The sequence below is a fragment of the Flavobacterium jumunjinense genome (assembly GCF_021650975.2).
GTDB lineage: Bacteria > Bacteroidota > Bacteroidia > Flavobacteriales > Flavobacteriaceae > Flavobacterium > Flavobacterium jumunjinense.
Map to the genome: position 1 here is coordinate 1,812,851 of NZ_CP091285.1, position 17,989 is coordinate 1,830,839.

Sequence of the window (17,989 nt, forward strand, 5' to 3'; positions counted from 1 at the left end):
CTTGTTCTTGTGTTCTGCAAAAGTATAAAATAAAAAAAGCACCAACGCTAGGTTGGTGCTTTAAAATTAGCACTAAAAAATCTAATTTTTAACTAACTTCTTTATAAAACCAGTTCCGTTTTTGGTAGTTATGTTTACTATATAAACTCCAGCTTGAAAACTTGAGGTATTTAATTCTAGTTTAGAATTATTTACTGAGTTATTAGTATAGATAATTTTTCCATCCATAGCTGTAATAATCACACTATTCATAGCTACATTATCTGAAGCAATGGTTAACCTATCACTTGTTGGGTTTGGAAACAATACTATAGATTCATTTAAAATAGCCTCTTCTAAGATTACTTTTTCTATTGTTTCAATATTACTATTTTTACTTGTAGGAGTACAAACTTCAATTAACGCTGTTACTTCGGAACCTGCTTTCAAATGAGAATCTGTATTAAAAACAATATAATCTCCCGCTTTCATGGTTACATTTTTATTTACATCCACAACATAGCTTGCATTAGCTTCTATCCAATTTGCTCTTTTGTATATTATCGTACTGTTATTTTCTATAGTAGATAACGTTAAATTAGGCAGACAAGGATTACTGTTGCAGCTTGGGTCATTTGCAGGTAAAACCTCAATTGTTAAAGTGCTAGATGTCGCACATTGATTAGCAAATGGGGTAAAAAGATATGTAGTGCTTATTGTGTTGTTTAAGGAAGGTGACCATGAACCTGTAATGCCATTCAAGGAAGTAGTAGGTAGTGGGTCTATATTTTCGCCTGAACAAATCGGTTGGATGTTATCAAATAATGGACTTATTGCATTTGTATTTGTTACATTAATTATGTCAGTAAGTGTATACGTTGTGCCGTTTAATTGATAAGTAAAAGTGATGGTATGATTACCTAATCCTGCAATAGATGAATTAAATGAAAAAACACCATTGTTGTAACCTACACCATTGCCACTAAAAGTTCCATTAAAAGGGTTTAGTATTACAAAATTATCTAAGTTATGAAGGATTTCATTAGTGCATAATTCATTTGGTAAATCAAGTTCAACTTCATCTTTAACTATAAGACTAACATTATCTATATAATAATAACTCCATCCATTAGCAGAAAAACCAGGGCCATTAAAATTGTAGCCATTACAATTGTTAACTAACGATACTGGTGGTTTTCTTAAGAAATCTACGTTGTAAAGGCCTCCTAGATATAGATATTCTTCTCCTGCTACAGGTCTTGAGGGGATTATAAAAGATATTCTTTCCCATCCATTTGTAACTGTAGTAAATGTTGGATTTGTGAAAAGCATGTTTAGTTGATTTAAAGGTATTGGGATAGATCCTTCGTCATTCATGACAATATTAGTATTGCTCAAAAATGCCTGAAATTTAACAACATTAGTGCTAACATTTTCAGCCAAAGAAACATCAAAACTAAGTTGATAAGTTGTGTTTGCTTGTAATGGAGTGTCTAATTTTGTTTTTATAGTTTCAAATTGATTTCCTAGACCTGATTTTTCTATAATTAACATTCCAGCATATGCTTTTTCAGTATTTTGAATGTCGTCTTCATAACCTAGTTTGTTGCAAGGGATGCTTACTCCGGTTTGAGGTAATGCTAGCGCATTAAAATAATCGGGAGATGTACTGTATGTAGCGATAGAGATGTTTTGCCAGCCACATGCTCTGGCTATCTGTCCAAGGTTATTAGGTGTAGATGAGTATTGGTTAAATTTTCCGTTTTTAACCAAATCATTAGGAGTGTTTGTAGCGCATTCGTTATTGTCATATATGTATACATATATATATGTTATGTTTCCTTTTTCGCCTTCTGAATTAATTGGAATATATCTCAGTAGGCGAAGTCCGCTATTAAGTGATTTAAAACTAACACTTGTTGACGAATCTCCAAATGTTGGAAATATTGTTGCACTTGCATCGTTTATAACTTCCAAACATTCAAAGCCAATAGCATTGTAATCATTTGCTAATATGTTGTTTATGGATATAAATTCGTTTGTGTAAACAATGTAATTATAAATACCATCTTCTGTTATACCGTCATTAAATCCAACTACATTATTTCCATTATCAATTGTGCCTCCATAATCATAATAACTATTTTGTACAGTACTGTTGTCTCCATAAACTAAATTTAAGCTATAGCCAATATCAATTAGAGCATTTCGCTCTTCTGGTTTTAAATAACGCTTTGTATAGTAACTGTTGCTTCCTGTGCTACTGCTTTTTGACATCACAAAGTATGAGTTTGCTGCATGTGATGGAGATGTACATAAGTCTTCGAAATGACTTAAACTACTTGAAGGTCTAAAGCAATTAGGTGTGTAAACAGGAGTAGTGTTAATTCCAGAAAAGAATATTGAAGTATTACAGTTTGTATTTGGGTTGTTGCAATCTAATGTGTTAGGACTAAAAACAGTATTGCTGAGATTAGTGTTGAAGCTATAGTTATACATACTTCCACACATATTATCATTAGTTATTAAGGAGTAGTTTTGAGTATGGTCTTTTAAAAAAGTATCATATCTAGAGAAATATTTATAGCTATTTCCTAAGAGAGAAGTTCCATTTGTGTTTAATAAACTGTTGAAGCCTAGTGCATGAGTTACTTCATGAAGAACAACTGTGTATAAATCTTGTTGCTGATTTTGTGCATTAGAGTTTAAATCTATGTTCCAATTAATCCCATCAAATCTTAAAGCAACCAGTCCATGATAAAAATTTATTGGGCCATTTATAGATTCAGTAGTTGATCTAATTGGTAATGCGGTAAATTTATAAGAATCTTTTCCAGATTGAATTGTTTTCCAGATTTCATTATCAATTATTCCACCAATAGTTGTATTTGATATCATCGTATAGAATGATGTAGCTAAACCAGCTGCATTTGAAGGAACTCCATTAATGTTAGATATGTTCCTTATCCATATCTTTACTTTTGTAGTGTTACCATTGTTTTTTAGTGGAGAGTTGATAAAATTACTAATGTCTTTAAAAACTTTACAGACAACAGCTCTTCTAGCATTGTGAGAGCTGTTGGTCTCGTCTTCCATTCCTGAACCAGTTTCAAAGTATAAATCAAAAAAGCCAGAATCACAAGTGATTAATTCGCTTGAGGTAGTTTCTTGTCCCACTTTTGTTTTTGCGCCAACGAGCAGGTCTTTTAGTTGGTAGCTATTTTCATAATTATCAAAAACTTTCTCAAAATAACCGTTTGGACTAAATGTGGGTTCTACAATTGCTTTATCTTGAGCAAAAATGCTATTGAATACTAGATAAAATAATATGTTTATATAAATAAGTTTTCTCATTATATTTATTTTTTAAAATTTAATGATTACTTATTTTTTATCGACTAATTGTTTAACTAAAATTTTTAGTTCTTCAATTTCTTGATTTTGCTTCTCATTTATCTTATTTTGCTCAATGATATACAAAGTTAACTCTTCAATTTTCTCTTGTTGAATTTTAGCGATATTACCTAATTCTAAACCATTTTCTGCTACTTCTTTTGCGCTAGGAACATTAATTAAATGACCTTTTTCTTTAATGTGATTTTCTACTTCTTCTAATGATGGTAAGTTATAATCTTTGTTGAAAACATAATCTGCCCAAGTGCCAGTAAGACTCACTCTTAGTTCTTCTGTTAAAATACCGCCTTTTACAAACAAGTTATAATTAGAGATATTTACACTCCCTGCCATTGTGGGATAGTTTCCGAAACCATAACCAACACCTACTTTGGCATTGAATTTTAGTTGGTCTTGTGTAAAATCTCCCCAGATTAATTGATTTGTTTCATTATTACCAATAATAAGTTTATTATTTCCTGTTTGTTCAAAACCGGCATTGTAACCTATAAAAATATTTCCCGAAACATTGCTTCCATCATCAGGTCCAGCATTTACCCCAATATAAACATTGTTGTTGCCTAAGAGATTTGTAGAGCCTGCTGACGTACCTATGAAAACATTGTTGTTTCCTGTTGTGCTACTTCCGCCAGAGCCGTTTCCAATCATTACATTTTGACTGCCAATTGTGTTGTTTTTTCCAGCCATATAGCCATAGAAAGTGTTTCCTCCTGCTCCAGAAGTTGTTGTTCCTGCATTTAAACCACCACTGGTTGCTAAGGCATCAGATTGTACGTTTTGTGCAAATGATAAATAAGTAACAGTGCATAATAATGCCGTAAAAAAATGTTTTGTTTTCATTTTAAAATTGTTTATTGAATGTAAATAATTACAAAAGTATAAAATAAAAAAAGCACCAACGCTAGGTTGGTGCTTTAAAGAATGTATTTTAAGAAAAATTATTTAACTACTAATTTTCTAGTAGCTGTTTTTCCTTCTTCAGTAATTTTAACAATATACATACCTGCGTTAAGGTTTGTAGTGTTTATTGTGTTGTTTGTTACTTTAGTGTTGATTACTTGTTTTCCTACGATGTCAAAAATTTGAACTGTCATAGTTGCATTCGCTGCAGAAGAAAAATGTAAAACATTTCCAGCAACTGGATTAGGGTACATTGTTAATCCTTCGATTGCATTGAAAGAATTTGTAGATAAAGTTACATCTGCTAAAGAACGAGCTACAACTTGAGGTGTTCCGTTAAATTCTGCAACTAAAACTGTTAAATTGTTTGTTCCAGTAGGAACTAAATCTGTATTTACTACATAATTTGCTTCTGCAAAAATAGATCTAAAAGCCATAGTTGTTCCATCAGCAATGTCATAATTTGTGTTTGCAGCAAAAGTGTTAATTCCATCTCCATCTGCAAATGTTACCCCGTTAATTTGAACTAATTCACTTTCGTAAGCATTAACATCTCCTGTGATGTTAGCTATAGTTACCACTTCTGGAGTAATAGTGAAAGTTGCTGTAGCTGGAGTGATGTCTTCTAAAGGAATTATTTGTAATACTCCGCTGTAAGAAGAAAGTCTTCCTTTTAATCCAGTCATTGCTTGTCCAATAGCGAAAGAATTAGTTATTGTTTCTGCAGCATCATCAATTAATATAGCAGCTGTAGCATCTTGAATGTATTTCTGATTTCTTGTTGTAGAGCCTGGTCTAGTGAATGTTACGACTGCTTCGCTTGATAATTCGTAATAATCACCTTCAATTCCTGCTCTTAAAGCAGCGATGCTAGAAACAGTTGTAATGTCAGCTACTGAAAAACTTACAGTTGCTGTAACGGGAGTTGAAAGTGGAGCACCCATGTTGTCTACTAATTCTAAATCTACAGTGTAAGATTGACCTGCTGTAGTTGGTACAGCGATATCTGCGGTGTCAAATTTATCTACAGGAGATCCGCTGTTAATTGTGTAAACAATATGTCCGTCTCCAGTACCATTTGCAACAGCGAAGTTTCCAACTGACATTGAAATACTTACATTACTTGTTAACGGGTTAAATACCGTTGAGTTAGCAGGAGAAGTTATAGCCAGAGAAGGTGTCGCTACACCTGTGTAGCCTGTCCAAGATATATCATCTACGATTACTTGTTTTGTAGTTGTATTAACAACCTCTATGATTATGTCACCAGGTTGGTTGATTGCGTTCACTGTGAAAATATGCTCTAGGTTATCATCAAAAACAGGAGAAGTCCCTTTTGATATGCCATTAATAAAAACTTCAACTTGTCTGTCGCCACCACCTGTAAAGCCTTTGTATAATTTCACAGAGAAATTACCAACTCCACCAGATATGGTACTTGAAGTAACTTTGCTTCCGTCAGCTACTCTTCTTAACATAAGTGCGTTTCCATCAATTCCAGAACTGTTAGCGTCTCCATTTTGGTCTCTAGAGGCAACATAAGTCCATGTAATTCCGTTATCACCTACAAAGCTGTTGTTTGCATATGAGTTAGTTGCATTAGAGTTAGTGAAAGTTTCTAATCCTTGTCCAAAAGTAAAAATCGAGACAAAAGAAACTAATAAAAAGTAAATTTTTTTCATTTTTTTTAATTTGTGTTTAGCACAAATATAACAACTATTTTTCTGTTTTAATAAAATAGTAATGTGAAAAAATGGTTAAATTTTTAAAACAAGAGGGGTTGTAACTAATTGATAATTAGTTTTCGAGTAGCAGAAGCATCACCTTCTTTTATTTTTAATATATATACACCAGGGTTTAGCGCGCTTATATTTATTTCTTTTGTGGTAGAAATTGTTTCAAATACTTTTTTGCCAAGAACGTCAAAAATTTCTACTTTTTTTTCAATAGAAGATTTGCTGCTAATGTATATTTTTCCAGTGTTTACTGGGTTGGGGTAAATAGTCAATCCCTCAATCGAAGTCTCTTGAGATTTGTTTGTGGTATTCCCTTTTGTGTCCTGTGAATAAACATTCGCAGAAAACATAAAAGCACCAATAAGAATAATATAAAAGTATTTTTTTATCACTAACATAACTATTTGAGGTGTAAATATAATTAAAATATAATTAGCAATAACAATGCCAAATAAAAAAATCCCTCTTTTGAGGGATTTTTAACTTTTTATGTAGGATTTATAATCTGTATAGTTTTGATTATTTTAAATTATTTAGATATTTTTCTAGTTTCTAAAGGTGTTTTTATTATGTACAAACCTGATGGGAGTGTACTTATGATTTCACTTTCTTGTTCAAGAGAATTTATGGTAGAAAATTTAATTAGTGTTCCTGAAAAATCATAGATAGATAAGTCGTATGATTTTGTAATTAACTCATTGTTGTTTTTTTGTATATTATTAAATTGATTTTTATCTAAAGTTGGGGGAGTTCTATTAGTCATATTAATATAACTAATAGGTATGGTAATTAAATTGTTGTTTTCTCCACCATTAGGCCCTTCATTTACGCTACCATCTTTGTCAATAACTATTAAAATGTGATAATTTCCATATGCTTTGTTACTTGGTATGTCAACTGCAAAAATGGACTGTTGTTTTAGTAAATAATCATTAGGTGAAATAGATGTTAATGTAACATCACGATTGTTAAAATAATAATCATCTGAACTAAGAGTTGCATTTGTAGATAAGTAAAATTTTAAATTTGAGTTAGTTGAAGTAACTGCTCCAATGTTATCAATTATAATTTGCTGAATATTTAATATGCCACTATAGGCTCTATTTAAAATATGTCTTTTACTTCCTAAACTTCCTAAATTAGAATTACAATCTGAACAATTACTATAAATATAAACATTGTTTTTGTTAATAGTTAAATCTGCAAAACCTGCGGGAGCAGTTACGGAAAATAAAAATGATGTTGTATTATTACTGAGATTTATTTCTGTATTATTATTAACTTTCATAATAATATAGTAGTTTCCGATTACAGTAGTTGATGGAATAGTTAATGAAGTTGAGCCATTTTTAATTTCATTAGTGTTTAATGCTGCAATGTTTATTTGCTTTATTAAGACATCATTTGAACTTAAAACGGCATCGTCTTTAGAAAGGTAAAATTGACACTGTGAAGTATCTGCATAACCACCAATATTCGTGATTTGATAATTTGCTGTTTTAGCTGAACCAGCAGAGACATTTGTACTTCCAGTTAGTGAAATCGAATTTGCTTGTAAATCGGGTTTAGGGCAATTTATTGTTGCTTCTGAAATGAATGAAAAAACAGCTGTGCTGCTTGTAGTATCTAAATCATAATCTGAATCTCCTTTTTCAACATTTGCCCCATAAATTATGTAATAATTACTTCCTAAACCGAAATCCATTAAGTATACATTCCCTATTGTCAATGGACTTTCTATTTTTATATTGACTTTTTCTCTAGTGGAGTTAGCAGTCTGTCCAGAGCAATAATTATCTTTAGCTTCTTGCAACGTAGATCCTAATAATATAGGTCTTACATATTTCCAAGATAACGCATTACAAACGTCTATTGGGCTACCAAAATTTACAGGAGTATCAACTTCATCACCTTTATCTACACCATAACCAGCTGCATATTTAACTCTGTAATACCTTGTTCCAAAATTACCATAGCTTAAACCTAAGTCAGCTTTATATATTTGTCCGACCTCTAGTGTATAATTTTGCCTAAAATTTACTTCCATAACACGATATGGAGCATATGTTTGAGCGCAATGAATAGAAATTGCATTTTCTATATAGATTCCTAAATCTTCTAGTTCATGATATCTATAACTTGAAGTTTGAGACCATGCTGAAAAGTTGAAACTAAGAAGTACTAATAAAATAATTTTTTTCATAATATATTGGTTATTAATGTTATTTAAAAGTAGATCTTAATTGATTAAGTGTTGTTTATAATGCGTTAATTTTGAGTTATTAAATAATTTTATTTTAATATGAATAGGATACTGGATTCTAAAAAAAAACTGCATAAAAAAATCCCTCATTTGAGGGATTTTTAACTTTTATATAGAAAATTAATCAGTATTATTCTAAATTAATTATATGCTTTTGTTGATTAGAAGCTATAACCAGTCCAAGCAAATAAAGTTGTTGATACAGAACCAGTAGTACCATTAGTAGCATTAATTGTTGCTGCTGGAGCGTTTTTATTATCTGAAATATCTACACCGTTAGCAGCGTTTCCAACAACAGTTACTGTAGTTGCTGAGTTTGCACTACCTTTAGTGTCTTCAAGGTCTACAAAATCACCAAAAGTAGATGTTGCAGAACCAGCAGCTACATAAGCACCTGTTATAGTTGCTGTAGCACCTCTTCTAACTTTGATTGCGTCAGACATTTCAATTCCACCATTGTTGATAATTGTAACATTGTTTATTGTGAAAACAGATTGATTGATATCAGTAGGTGTATTACCGTCTAAATTACCATCAGCTTCAATTCCTCTTGGGTCAGAAGTTACAGCTGTATAGCCAGCTTCTCTTATCCCGTATAAATTTGTACATGTTCCTGCATATCCTTGAGTATAATCAAACATATCATCCTTAGCATTAACTACTAATATATTTGAAGCGTTTACTGTACCTCCAAAAAATTCGATACCATCATCATCACCATTCTTGATGAATATGTTAGATATTGTTGTTCCAGAACCTACACCGTTTAAGGTTAGTCCATTATGTTCTGATTCGTCATCAATACGTGCACCAGTATATTCTAAGATTACATAATCTAAGATTCCAGAATTGTCATTTGATAAATCTCCACCAAAAAAGATTCCAGTATTTACTTCAGTTGCAGCATTACTAGCAGCACCAGTTTGTCTACTTAATGGCGCTTTTCCGTTTATTATTATTCCTCCCCAATCACCAGCTGAAGGACTTGTAGCATTTGAAGTGAATTTAATTGGACTTGTTTCTGTACCGTCAGCGATTATTTTCCCACCTTTTTCAACAAGTATATAAACATCAGTTCCGCCAGCTAATGCTTTTATCGTAACTCCTGGTTTGATTGTTAATGTAGCACCGTTTTTAACAAACAAAGCACCGTTCAATGTGTAATCTGCTCCGTTGTTTTCTAAAGTCAAATCAGAAACTAAATTTCCTGATAAATTTGTAGCAGATGGTCCGTTTTGTTCAGTAGAACTATCATCACTACTGCATGATGTAAATGTTAATGCAGTAATAGTTAATGCTGATAATAATAATTTTTTCATTTTTTTAAAAATTTAATTTTAATTGTGTTATTTGATTGCAAATGTAAAAGCACTATGTTATGTGAATGTTTTTTTAATCTGATGCTTTAGTTATTTTAATGTTTCTTTAATGTTAAAAAGAGTAACCAAAGCCAATTGAAAAGTTTATTCCTTTTTTATAATCTTTTAAAACAATGTTTTCTCCATTGTTTGCGCTATCTCTAGAAAGACTAAAGTTTGGGTTTAAAAGATTAGATCCTTTTAGACTTATCTTAAATTTGTCATTTAATTTAATTTTAGATACAAAGTCTAAAGTTGGAATAGATTTTTCAACTATGTTTTCGAATCCACGTGTTCCAATTGAATATACTCTATTGCTAAAATAGTTAAGTACAATTGTTGATGAGAATTCAGATTTTTCAAATTTGTGATTAAAAGTTAAATCTGTGTTTACAAGTAATGGTGTTGCTCCCTCAAGCTCACTCGAGTTATTAGTGAATTGAGCGATTGAGTTTTGATCTAAATTAACTTTTGTGTTTAAATATGATGCATTTAATCCTAGGGATAAGGCGTTTTTAGCTTCTGTATCATTAGGATCGTTGATTATGTTTTTTCTTAGTTCTAATTCTAATCCAAAAATAGTTGCATTTTCTCCAACATTTAAGTAAGTTAGTGTACTTCCTGCACTTGGTATTTCAGATCTACTAATTGGATTTTGTATGATTTTACCAAATGCGGTTAATGAAATAATTTCACCTTTACCAAAGTATTTTTCAAATTTCAAATCAAAATTGTAATTGTCTGATGCGATTAAGTTTGGATTACCTTGACTTGAAAAACTTACATCTTGGTATTTGAATGGTGCAACTTCTTTGAATTGAGGATATGTGTATGTTTTACTTGCGTTGAATCTAATGATATTTTTGTCACTTAAGCTGTATTTAATTGCTAAGCTTGGCAATATGTAAGTGTTATCTAGCTTTGAAGGTCCTACATTTCTACTAGAGGCAATATTTGTGTCATATTCCACTTCTTGATTGATTTTTTCACCTCTAACTCCAATTACAGTAGTTAGTTTTTTATTAAAAGAATATGTTAGTTTACCATATCCAGCTACAATAAGTCTATTTGCATCATAATAAAAAGGATCAAATGCTCTTGGATTATTACTGTTTCCTCTTCCTGTAATTAAATTAAATGTCCCATTATTTATTGAATTTTGATTAAAAATGACATCAGGATTGTTGATATCTGTTGCAATTCTTGTCGAGAAATCATGATTAAATGTAAATGCATCAAATCGTCTCGTTGTTAATCTGAAATCACCACCAATTTCAATTAAATTTGTCTTTTCTTCTTTTGAAAAATCATAGTTTATACTCGTATTTGCTACAATGTCTTTTTCATCTAGTTTAGAGAAATATCTTTCGTTTTCCCCTGCACTGTTTGTTTGTGGGGCATAGAATCCGTCTCTAAGTAAGTAATTGTTCGACCTTCTATCTGGTTCGTTTCCAGTAACTGTGTTGAATGCTAATCCAGCATTGTATTTTAGTTTTTCAGATATTTTTATATTAGCTAATAATTGATTAACGAACAATAAATTATCATTTGTTTGTTGTCTAACTAAATATTCTATATCACCTGCTTGCTCTGGGTTGTTTATCCCAAAGTAAGTTCCATATGTTTGGTTGTTGTTGTGTATTAAAATATTATTCAAAGATAATGAGTGTCCATCTCCAAATTTATATTTCATATTATTCATTAATAGTTGAGATACATTGTAATTGTATTTTTCAAACTTTTGATCTTGGTAAATAGATCCAATACTATTTGTTTGTTTAATGTTTCCTTCTGAGAATAAATAGCTATTGTCGAAACTTCCAACTAAATATAATGAAAGTGAGTTTTTCTCACCAATATGAAATTTTTTACCTCCAGAGATTGAAAAACCACCATTTAGTTGAAGATTTTGCTCTTTTGGTTTAAGATTGTTTCTGAATGTGTAATTATTTAAGTTTGAAATGTTAGATTCTGTTCTTTGAGTACCAAACCAGTTGTTACCATCAATTAAAAAGAATTGTTTTCCTATTGTTTGTGTATTGAAACCAGAAGATACTCCAATTTCTAGCTCATTTCCTGATCCTAACTCTTTTGATATAATATTGATATTTGCACCGCCAACATCTCCTAATAAAGAAGAGCTAAACACCTTGTTTATTCCAACGTTTTGGATTACTTCTGTTCCAAAGAAGTCTAGAGAAATATTCTTATATTCTGGATCATCAGATGGTAAAGCTAGTCCGTTTAAAGATGTAGAATTATATCGATCTCCAAGTCCTCTTACAAAAACGTTTTTAGCTCCTTGTTGTTTTGCTACCCCACTTGTTTTAGTTACAGCAGCTTCAGCGTTACTAACTCCTTTTCTTGATAGTTCTTGTGCACCAATAACCTGAGTTATTTCTACAGCTTTCTGTTGTTCTTGAAGTAACACACTCTCTTTTTCTTTAAGGACTGAGTGCGTAACTACAATATCGTCTAATTGTACACCACTTGCTTCTAAAGTATGGTTAATTACTTTTTTTTCTCCTGCTTTAATAGTGAAAGTGATTTCTTTTGTTTCGTAACCAAGATATCCAATTTCTAAAACATAACTCCCAGGTTTAACAGATAATGAATATTTTCCAAGATCATCTGTTGAAGTTCCAATTGTTGTTCCTTTTATTAGTACATTAGCAAAAGGTAATGGTTCGTTGTTGTATTCTTTATCTAAAATAACTCCAGATACTGTTCCCGTTTGACTGAAAGAGTAAAGGCTAATAAATAAAAAGCTTAGTAATAAATGTAGTCTCATTTTGTGTTGTTGAATTTTGTGCAAAGGAACTTCTGCAAGATTACTAGAGTGTTACTTGCTTGTTATAAAAAAGTTTTTTAAATGTTATGTAATTGTAAAGGCATTAAATAATTGTAAAGTCCTTGAAAAATTTTAGATTATATTTACCTTTACAATCGATAGGGAGAACTTTATTATATTATGAAAAAAAGAGATATTAAGATTTTGTTAGTTGACGATGAGCCGGATATATTAGAAATAATAGGGTATAATCTGTCGCAAGAAGGGTATCAGATAGTTACTGCTGCAAATGGTAAAGAGGCGATTGCTAAGGCAAAAAAAGAACATCCTAATTTGATAATTATGGATGTTATGATGCCAGAAATGGATGGTATTGAAGCTTGTGAAAATATTAGGAAACTGCCTGATTTTGAAAATACAATAATTACGTTTCTAACTGCTCGTTCAGAAGATTATTCTCAAGTAGCTGGTTTTGATGCTGGTGCAGATGATTATATTGCTAAACCGATTAAGCCAAAAGTATTAGTAAGTAAAGTAAAAGCGCTTTTAAGAAGATTAAAAGAAAATGAAATTGCAAGTGATACTTTAATGGTGGGTGATATTGAAATTAATAGAGAGGAATATAAAATTGTTCGTAAGGATGAGGAAATTATATTACCAAGAAAAGAATTTGAATTGTTTTATCTTTTAGCAACTAAACCTGGGAAAGTATTTACAAGAGAAGAAATTCTAGATAAAGTTTGGGGTAATGAAGTTGTAGTTGGAGGAAGAACTATCGATGTTCATATTAGAAAGCTTAGAGAAAAAATAGGAGATGATTATTTTAAAACTATTAAAGGAGTAGGTTATAAACTAGAAATTTAAATGGTTATTAATTTTAAAAAATCATACAAGTTTGCTGTTAAATCGGCTACCTATGTTACTATTTTCTCTTCTGGATTATTTTCTCTTTTAAATTATTTTTTTCTAAAAGGAAGTTCCTGGGTTGTATTCTTTTTTGGACTTTCGGTATTTGCATTTTGTTTTTTTGTGCTTCAATATAGAGTGGAACGCTTTATTTATAGAAGGGTAAAGAAAATCTATGATGATGTTTCCTTACTAGAAAATGCTTCTTTTAGAAATCAACCTGTAACTACAGATATGGCTACTTTGACAAGAGAAGTTCAGAAGTTTGCTAGAGATAAAAAAGTAGAAATTGAAACTTTAAAAATTAGAGAAGAATACCGAAGAGAGTTTCTAGGGAATATTTCTCATGAACTAAAAACACCCTTGTTTACGGTTCAAGGGTATTTGCTCACATTGCTAGATGGAGCGATGGATGACAAGGCAATACGTAAAAAGTATTTACAAAGAGCAGAAAAAGGAGTGGAGCGATTAATTTACATTGTGAAAGATTTAGATTTAATTACTAAGCTTGAAACGGGTGATATTAACTTGGCTCTTTCAGAATTCAATATCGTTGATGTTGTTCAAGGTGTTTTTGATCTGTTAGAAATGAGGGCTTCAAAAAAGAATATTTCTTTAACATTCGACATAAAATACAAACCTATAAAAGTTATTGCAGATCAGGAGAAAATACAGCAAGTTGTTACAAACCTTGTTATGAATTCTATTAAATATGGAAAACAAGGTGGAACTACAGAAATTAGTATTGAGGACTTAGTGAATAATAAAATAATTGTTCGAGTAACCGATAATGGAGAAGGTATCGCAAAACAACATATTCCTAGATTGTTCGAACGTTTTTATCGTGTCGATAAAAGTGGCGCTAGAAGTGAAGGAGGTTCTGGTTTAGGACTTGCAATTGTGAAGCATATTATAGAAGGGCATGAAGAAAAAATCTATGTAGAAAGTCAGTTTGGTGTAGGTTCAGAATTTTCATTTACTTTGGAAAAGACTTAATAGCTTCTTCCAGCTAATCTTTGCAGAATGATTCACAAAACCACTATATAGTGGAATTTCTTCTAATTTTTCAACTTTAAAATCTTCTTGATTACAATAAGGAGCTATGCCTTCTTTCTTGAATTTTTTCGCAAGGTATATTTGTTCATATTGCCCAGGTGTCGGAATGAAGAAGGCTTTCTTTCCTAAATGTGCCAAATCCATTATGGTAGTGTAACCTGATCGACACAAAATTTGACTACTCTCGTTAAAAGCAATTTCTAATTCATCACTTTTCATGAAATTGTAATAAGTGATGTTTTTTTCGATAGTGATTTTTTGCTTACTATCAATAATTCCCTTAACGAAAAGAACATTTTTCGGGTAGTTTTCTAATTCGTGAATTAGTTTGTTTTCTAATAAAGTTCGTTGTGGTTCTGGGCCAGAGAGAACAATTAATAAGTCATATTTGTTTTCTACAACTTTTTTATGAAGTCGACTTAACGGACCAATATATTTTAAGGTTTTGAAAGCATCTTCTAAATGACCTAATTTACCCGATAAGTTTGGTTTATTTTCCATATCTGGAATCCAACATTCAGTATATTTTTTAATATAGTATTGATGCAATTGTGTTGTGAACCAAGTTGTGTTTCCTGTTAAAACATTCAGTTGATGTGTAATGAAAACGGAAGGGATTTTTTTTGAAAAAACACCAAGTCTATTGTCTGAAATTAATCCTTTAATTTGATAGGCATCGATAATTTCTTTAGTAGCTTTTCTTTCCGATTTTATAGCGTTAATAATAGTTGGTATTTGAGAAAAGAGCTTCAATTTGAAGTTTTTTCCCTTCTCAGAATATTTTATTTTGTAGGAAGGAAGTTCAATCGCAATTAAATGTGGAAATTCTTTTTTTAATAAGCTCAAGGCAACTCCATCAGAAGCAATTACAGGCTCTAAATTATTTCTTTCTAAAGCTTTAATAATAGGTATGCATCTTGTAGCGTGACCTAAGCCCCAATTTAAAGGAGTAATTAATATTCGTTCTTTCATTTATGGAGTTATTACCAGTTGAGATTTATTTTAAAGCAGTAATAAACTGTTCTGCTAACTTGTTTTCATATTCAAAAAAAGATTCTTCATTAACACTATTTTCATTCTTTTCGTGTTTGTAAAGTTTCCATTTTTTATTATTATATTCAAGAGCCGTTAAGTTTTCAATCCAATCTCCAGAGTTTAAATAGATAGTTTTTCCTTTTGGAGTTTCTATATGCTCAATTTTGGGTTCGTGAATATGTCCGCAAACCACATAGTTGTAATTATTCTCTATTGCTAATTCCGTACAAACGTTTTCAAAGTTAGTAATAAATTTAACAGCAGATTTTACGTTGTTTTTTATTTTTTTAGATAGTGAATAAGGTTCTTTTTTCATTTTTGCTAAAACCCAATTCAAGAATCGATTAATCAAAATTAGCAAATCATAACCCCAACCACCCAATTTTGCTAGCCATTTTGCGTGCGTAATAGAAGAATCAAAAACATCTCCATGAAAAAACCAAGCCTTCTTACCATCTAAATCAAGTACCAATTTATCTAATAAACTTAGATTTCCTAAATGTAAATCGCTAAATTTTCTAAGAAATTCATCATGATTTCCTGTTAAATAATATACTTTTGTCCCCTTGGAACTTAAAGAAATTATTTTTTTAATAATTTTTAGATGGCTAGCAGGGAAATAGGACTTTCTAAATTGCCAAATATCTATAATGTCTCCATTAAGAATTAAAGTTTTGGGTTTAATCGATGATAAATAGGCTAGCAATTCTTTTGCATGACAACCATAGGTTCCTAAATGAACGTCTGAAATGACAACGACCTCAACTTTTCTTCTTTTCAAAATATTTCTTTTTACAAAAAAAGAAAATATATATTTAATTAAAGTTAATCAAAGATTATTAAAACTTTATTTCATTAATTTTACAAAAAATTATCAGACATCGTGGGAAGTAAGAATAAACTTAAAAGATTTAAAGAAAACGAAACATTCACAAATGTTTTTCAACCAACTAGAGAAGAAGTAGTTTCAGAAAGTTTTCAATTGAAAGGGAAATGGAATAGCGAATTTTTTAAAAACGACAACCCAATTGTTTTAGAATTAGGTTGTGGTAAAGGCGAATATTCGGTAGGTTTAGCAGAACGTTTTCCAAATAAAAATTTTGTTGGTATCGATATTAAAGGAGCTCGTTTTTGGAGAGGTGCGAAAACAGCTCAAGAAAACGGCATGAACAATGTAGCTTTTATTAGAACTCAGATTGAACTTATAGAACATTGTTTTGAAGAGAATGAGGTAGATGAAATTTGGATTACTTTCCCAGATCCACAAATAAAATATAAGCGCACAAAGCACAGAATGACAAATACTGAGTTTTTGCAACGCTATAAAAAGGTTTTAAAACCAGATGGATTAATGCATTTAAAAACAGACAGTGAGTTTATGCATGGTTATACTCTTGGTTTATTGCATGGAGAAGGACACGAAGTGTTGTATGCGAATCATAACGTATATCATAATGAAGGAGCACCAGAAGAAGTAATAAAAATTCAAACTTTTTATGAAAGTCAATATTTAGAGCATAACAAAGCAATAACCTATATTCAATTCAAAATTAAATAATTACATGACTTATTTACTTCCTTTACTTTTAGGTTTTTTAATTGCTTTTATTGGTATAATTCCTCCAGGGATGTTAAATATGATAGTGGCAAAACTAAGTGTAAACGAGAGTAAAAAAGCAGGTCTTTTGTTTGGTTATGGTGCTGGATTAATTGTTTTAGTGCAATGTTTTGTAGGACTATATTTTGCTAAATTTTTGGAAAGTCATCCCGGAGTTAGTGAAAGTTTAAAGAAATTTGCCGTTTTTATATTTATAATATTAACGATATTCTTCATTTATAGTGGTTTTAGAGCTAAAAAGCCGGAAAAAGAAGTGGAAATTAAGAGTAAGAAAAATCGTTTTTTCTATGGGATTATAATGTCTTCGTTAAACATGTTTGCCATTCCTTATTATGTTTTTTCAAGTCTAACATTGTCATCGAAAAATATTTATGATTTTTCAACGGTATCGAACTGGTTTTTTATTTTAGGTGCTGGTTTTGGAACGCTTTTGGTTTTTTATATCTATGCAGTACTATTTAAACGAATTGAACATAAAGTAGGTTTCTTAATTAGAAATATAAATTTCATTATTGCAGCAATAACAGGAATTGTAGCTATTTCTTCACTTTATAAAATGATTGCTACTTAATTTTGGAAAAGAAAGAATCAAATAAGGATAATTTTTTTCAACGTGTTTATGACGTTGCAAGGCAAATTCCTGAAGGAAAAGTAACTTCGTATGGAGCAATTGCAAAAGCAATAGGAGCAGCTCGTTCAGCAAGAATGGTTGGTTATGCAATGAATGCTAGTCATACTATGGATGATATTCCTGCACATAGAGTAGTAAATAGAAATGGATTACTTACTGGTAAGTTTCATTTTGATGGAACTAACTTGATGCAGCAACTTTTAGAAAGCGAAGGTGTTAAAGTAGTTGAAAATAAAATTGTCGACTTTGAAAAACACTTTTGGGAACCTGAAATTAGTGCTTAGTTTATACGGTTTTCATGA

General features: G+C 30.9%; 14 protein-coding genes. 5 read left to right on the plus strand and 9 right to left on the minus strand.

Annotated features, from left to right (window positions below; translation table 11 throughout):
- Nucleotides 1-81: 81 nt before the first annotated feature.
- The 7 genes from L2Z92_RS08085 to L2Z92_RS08115 form a co-directional block, all read right to left on the minus strand.
- Nucleotides 82-3,333: a T9SS type A sorting domain-containing protein gene (locus L2Z92_RS08085; protein ID WP_236458318.1), complete on the minus strand. Its 3,252-nt coding sequence runs from the start codon at nucleotides 3,331-3,333 to the stop codon at nucleotides 82-84.
- Between the two features lie 30 nt (nucleotides 3,334-3,363).
- Nucleotides 3,364-4,233: a hypothetical protein gene (locus L2Z92_RS08090; RefSeq protein WP_236458319.1), complete on the minus strand. Its 870-nt coding sequence runs from the start codon at nucleotides 4,231-4,233 to the stop codon at nucleotides 3,364-3,366.
- A 98-nt stretch (nucleotides 4,234-4,331) separates the two neighbouring features.
- Nucleotides 4,332-5,975, minus strand: coding sequence for a T9SS type A sorting domain-containing protein (locus L2Z92_RS08095; RefSeq protein WP_236458320.1), 1,644 nt, complete (start codon nucleotides 5,973-5,975; stop codon nucleotides 4,332-4,334).
- A 104-nt stretch (nucleotides 5,976-6,079) separates the two neighbouring features.
- The gene (locus L2Z92_RS08100; RefSeq protein WP_319800402.1) at nucleotides 6,080-6,427 is read right to left on the minus strand and encodes a T9SS type A sorting domain-containing protein; all 348 of its coding nucleotides are present in this window, start codon (nucleotides 6,425-6,427) and stop codon (nucleotides 6,080-6,082) included.
- A gap of 131 nt (nucleotides 6,428-6,558) precedes the next feature.
- The gene (locus tag L2Z92_RS08105) at nucleotides 6,559-8,232 is read right to left on the minus strand and encodes a T9SS type A sorting domain-containing protein (protein WP_236458321.1); all 1,674 of its coding nucleotides are present in this window, start codon (nucleotides 8,230-8,232) and stop codon (nucleotides 6,559-6,561) included.
- A 221-nt stretch (nucleotides 8,233-8,453) separates the two neighbouring features.
- Nucleotides 8,454-9,611, minus strand: a complete 1,158-nt coding sequence (locus tag L2Z92_RS08110) for a hypothetical protein (protein WP_236458322.1) — start codon at nucleotides 9,609-9,611, stop codon at nucleotides 8,454-8,456.
- Between the two features lie 112 nt (nucleotides 9,612-9,723).
- Nucleotides 9,724-12,441 (minus strand): TonB-dependent receptor, encoded by a 2,718-nt coding sequence (locus L2Z92_RS08115; RefSeq protein WP_236458323.1) that lies wholly within the window; start codon nucleotides 12,439-12,441, stop codon nucleotides 9,724-9,726.
- Between the two features lie 180 nt (nucleotides 12,442-12,621).
- Between L2Z92_RS08115 and L2Z92_RS08120 the strand changes: the two genes are divergently transcribed.
- Both L2Z92_RS08120 and L2Z92_RS08125 read left to right on the plus strand, forming a co-directional pair.
- Nucleotides 12,622-13,305: a response regulator transcription factor gene (locus L2Z92_RS08120; RefSeq protein WP_236458324.1), complete on the plus strand. Its 684-nt coding sequence runs from the start codon at nucleotides 12,622-12,624 to the stop codon at nucleotides 13,303-13,305.
- A complete protein-coding gene (locus L2Z92_RS08125) occupies nucleotides 13,306-14,343 on the plus strand; it encodes a sensor histidine kinase (RefSeq protein WP_236458325.1) in 1,038 nt (345 codons plus the stop codon).
- Here L2Z92_RS08125 and L2Z92_RS08130 read toward each other — a convergent pair.
- Nucleotides 14,320-15,375: a glycosyltransferase gene (locus tag L2Z92_RS08130; RefSeq protein ID WP_236458326.1), complete on the minus strand. Its 1,056-nt coding sequence runs from the start codon at nucleotides 15,373-15,375 to the stop codon at nucleotides 14,320-14,322. The genes L2Z92_RS08125 and L2Z92_RS08130 overlap by 24 nt on opposite strands.
- A 25-nt stretch (nucleotides 15,376-15,400) precedes the next feature.
- The gene (locus tag L2Z92_RS08135) at nucleotides 15,401-16,219 is read right to left on the minus strand and encodes a UDP-2,3-diacylglucosamine diphosphatase (protein ID WP_236458327.1); all 819 of its coding nucleotides are present in this window, start codon (nucleotides 16,217-16,219) and stop codon (nucleotides 15,401-15,403) included.
- 102 nt (nucleotides 16,220-16,321) lie between these two features.
- On the opposite strand from L2Z92_RS08135, the gene trmB reads away from it, so the two are divergent.
- From trmB to L2Z92_RS08150, 3 genes are read left to right on the plus strand one after another with little or no spacing between them, the layout of a single operon-like run.
- Entirely contained in the window at nucleotides 16,322-16,996 is a 675-nt protein-coding gene (gene trmB / locus L2Z92_RS08140) for a tRNA (guanosine(46)-N7)-methyltransferase TrmB (RefSeq protein ID WP_236458328.1), read from the plus strand.
- Between the two features lie 4 nt (nucleotides 16,997-17,000).
- The gene (locus L2Z92_RS08145; protein WP_236458329.1) at nucleotides 17,001-17,627 is read left to right on the plus strand and encodes a LysE family transporter; all 627 of its coding nucleotides are present in this window, start codon (nucleotides 17,001-17,003) and stop codon (nucleotides 17,625-17,627) included.
- A 2-nt stretch (nucleotides 17,628-17,629) separates the two neighbouring features.
- Complete coding sequence (locus tag L2Z92_RS08150) at nucleotides 17,630-17,971, plus strand: MGMT family protein (protein WP_236458330.1); 342 nt, start codon at nucleotides 17,630-17,632, stop codon at nucleotides 17,969-17,971.
- Nucleotides 17,972-17,989: the final 18 nt, after the last annotated feature.

What these genes read in the sequence shown, in the direction of transcription:
- L2Z92_RS08090 (WP_236458319.1), bottom strand. Translation starts at nt 4,233, where the DNA reads ATGAAAACAAAACATTTTTTTACGGCATTATTATGCACTGTTACTTAT.
- L2Z92_RS08115 (WP_236458323.1), bottom strand. Translation starts at nt 12,441, where the DNA reads ATGAGACTACATTTATTACTAAGCTTTTTATTTATTAGCCTTTACTCT.
- L2Z92_RS08085 (WP_236458318.1), bottom strand. Translation starts at nt 3,333, where the DNA reads ATGAGAAAACTTATTTATATAAACATATTATTTTATCTAGTATTCAAT.
- L2Z92_RS08105 (WP_236458321.1), bottom strand. Translation starts at nt 8,232, where the DNA reads ATGAAAAAAATTATTTTATTAGTACTTCTTAGTTTCAACTTTTCAGCA.
- L2Z92_RS08095 (WP_236458320.1), bottom strand. Translation starts at nt 5,975, where the DNA reads ATGAAAAAAATTTACTTTTTATTAGTTTCTTTTGTCTCGATTTTTACT.
- L2Z92_RS08110 (WP_236458322.1), bottom strand. Translation starts at nt 9,611, where the DNA reads ATGAAAAAATTATTATTATCAGCATTAACTATTACTGCATTAACATTT.
- L2Z92_RS08125 (WP_236458325.1), top strand. Translation starts at nt 13,306, where the DNA reads ATGGTTATTAATTTTAAAAAATCATACAAGTTTGCTGTTAAATCGGCT.
- L2Z92_RS08120 (WP_236458324.1), top strand. Translation starts at nt 12,622, where the DNA reads ATGAAAAAAAGAGATATTAAGATTTTGTTAGTTGACGATGAGCCGGAT.
- L2Z92_RS08130 (WP_236458326.1), bottom strand. Translation starts at nt 15,375, where the DNA reads ATGAAAGAACGAATATTAATTACTCCTTTAAATTGGGGCTTAGGTCAC.
- L2Z92_RS08145 (WP_236458329.1), top strand. Translation starts at nt 17,001, where the DNA reads ATGACTTATTTACTTCCTTTACTTTTAGGTTTTTTAATTGCTTTTATT.
- L2Z92_RS08100 (WP_319800402.1), bottom strand. Translation starts at nt 6,427, where the DNA reads ATGTTAGTGATAAAAAAATACTTTTATATTATTCTTATTGGTGCTTTT.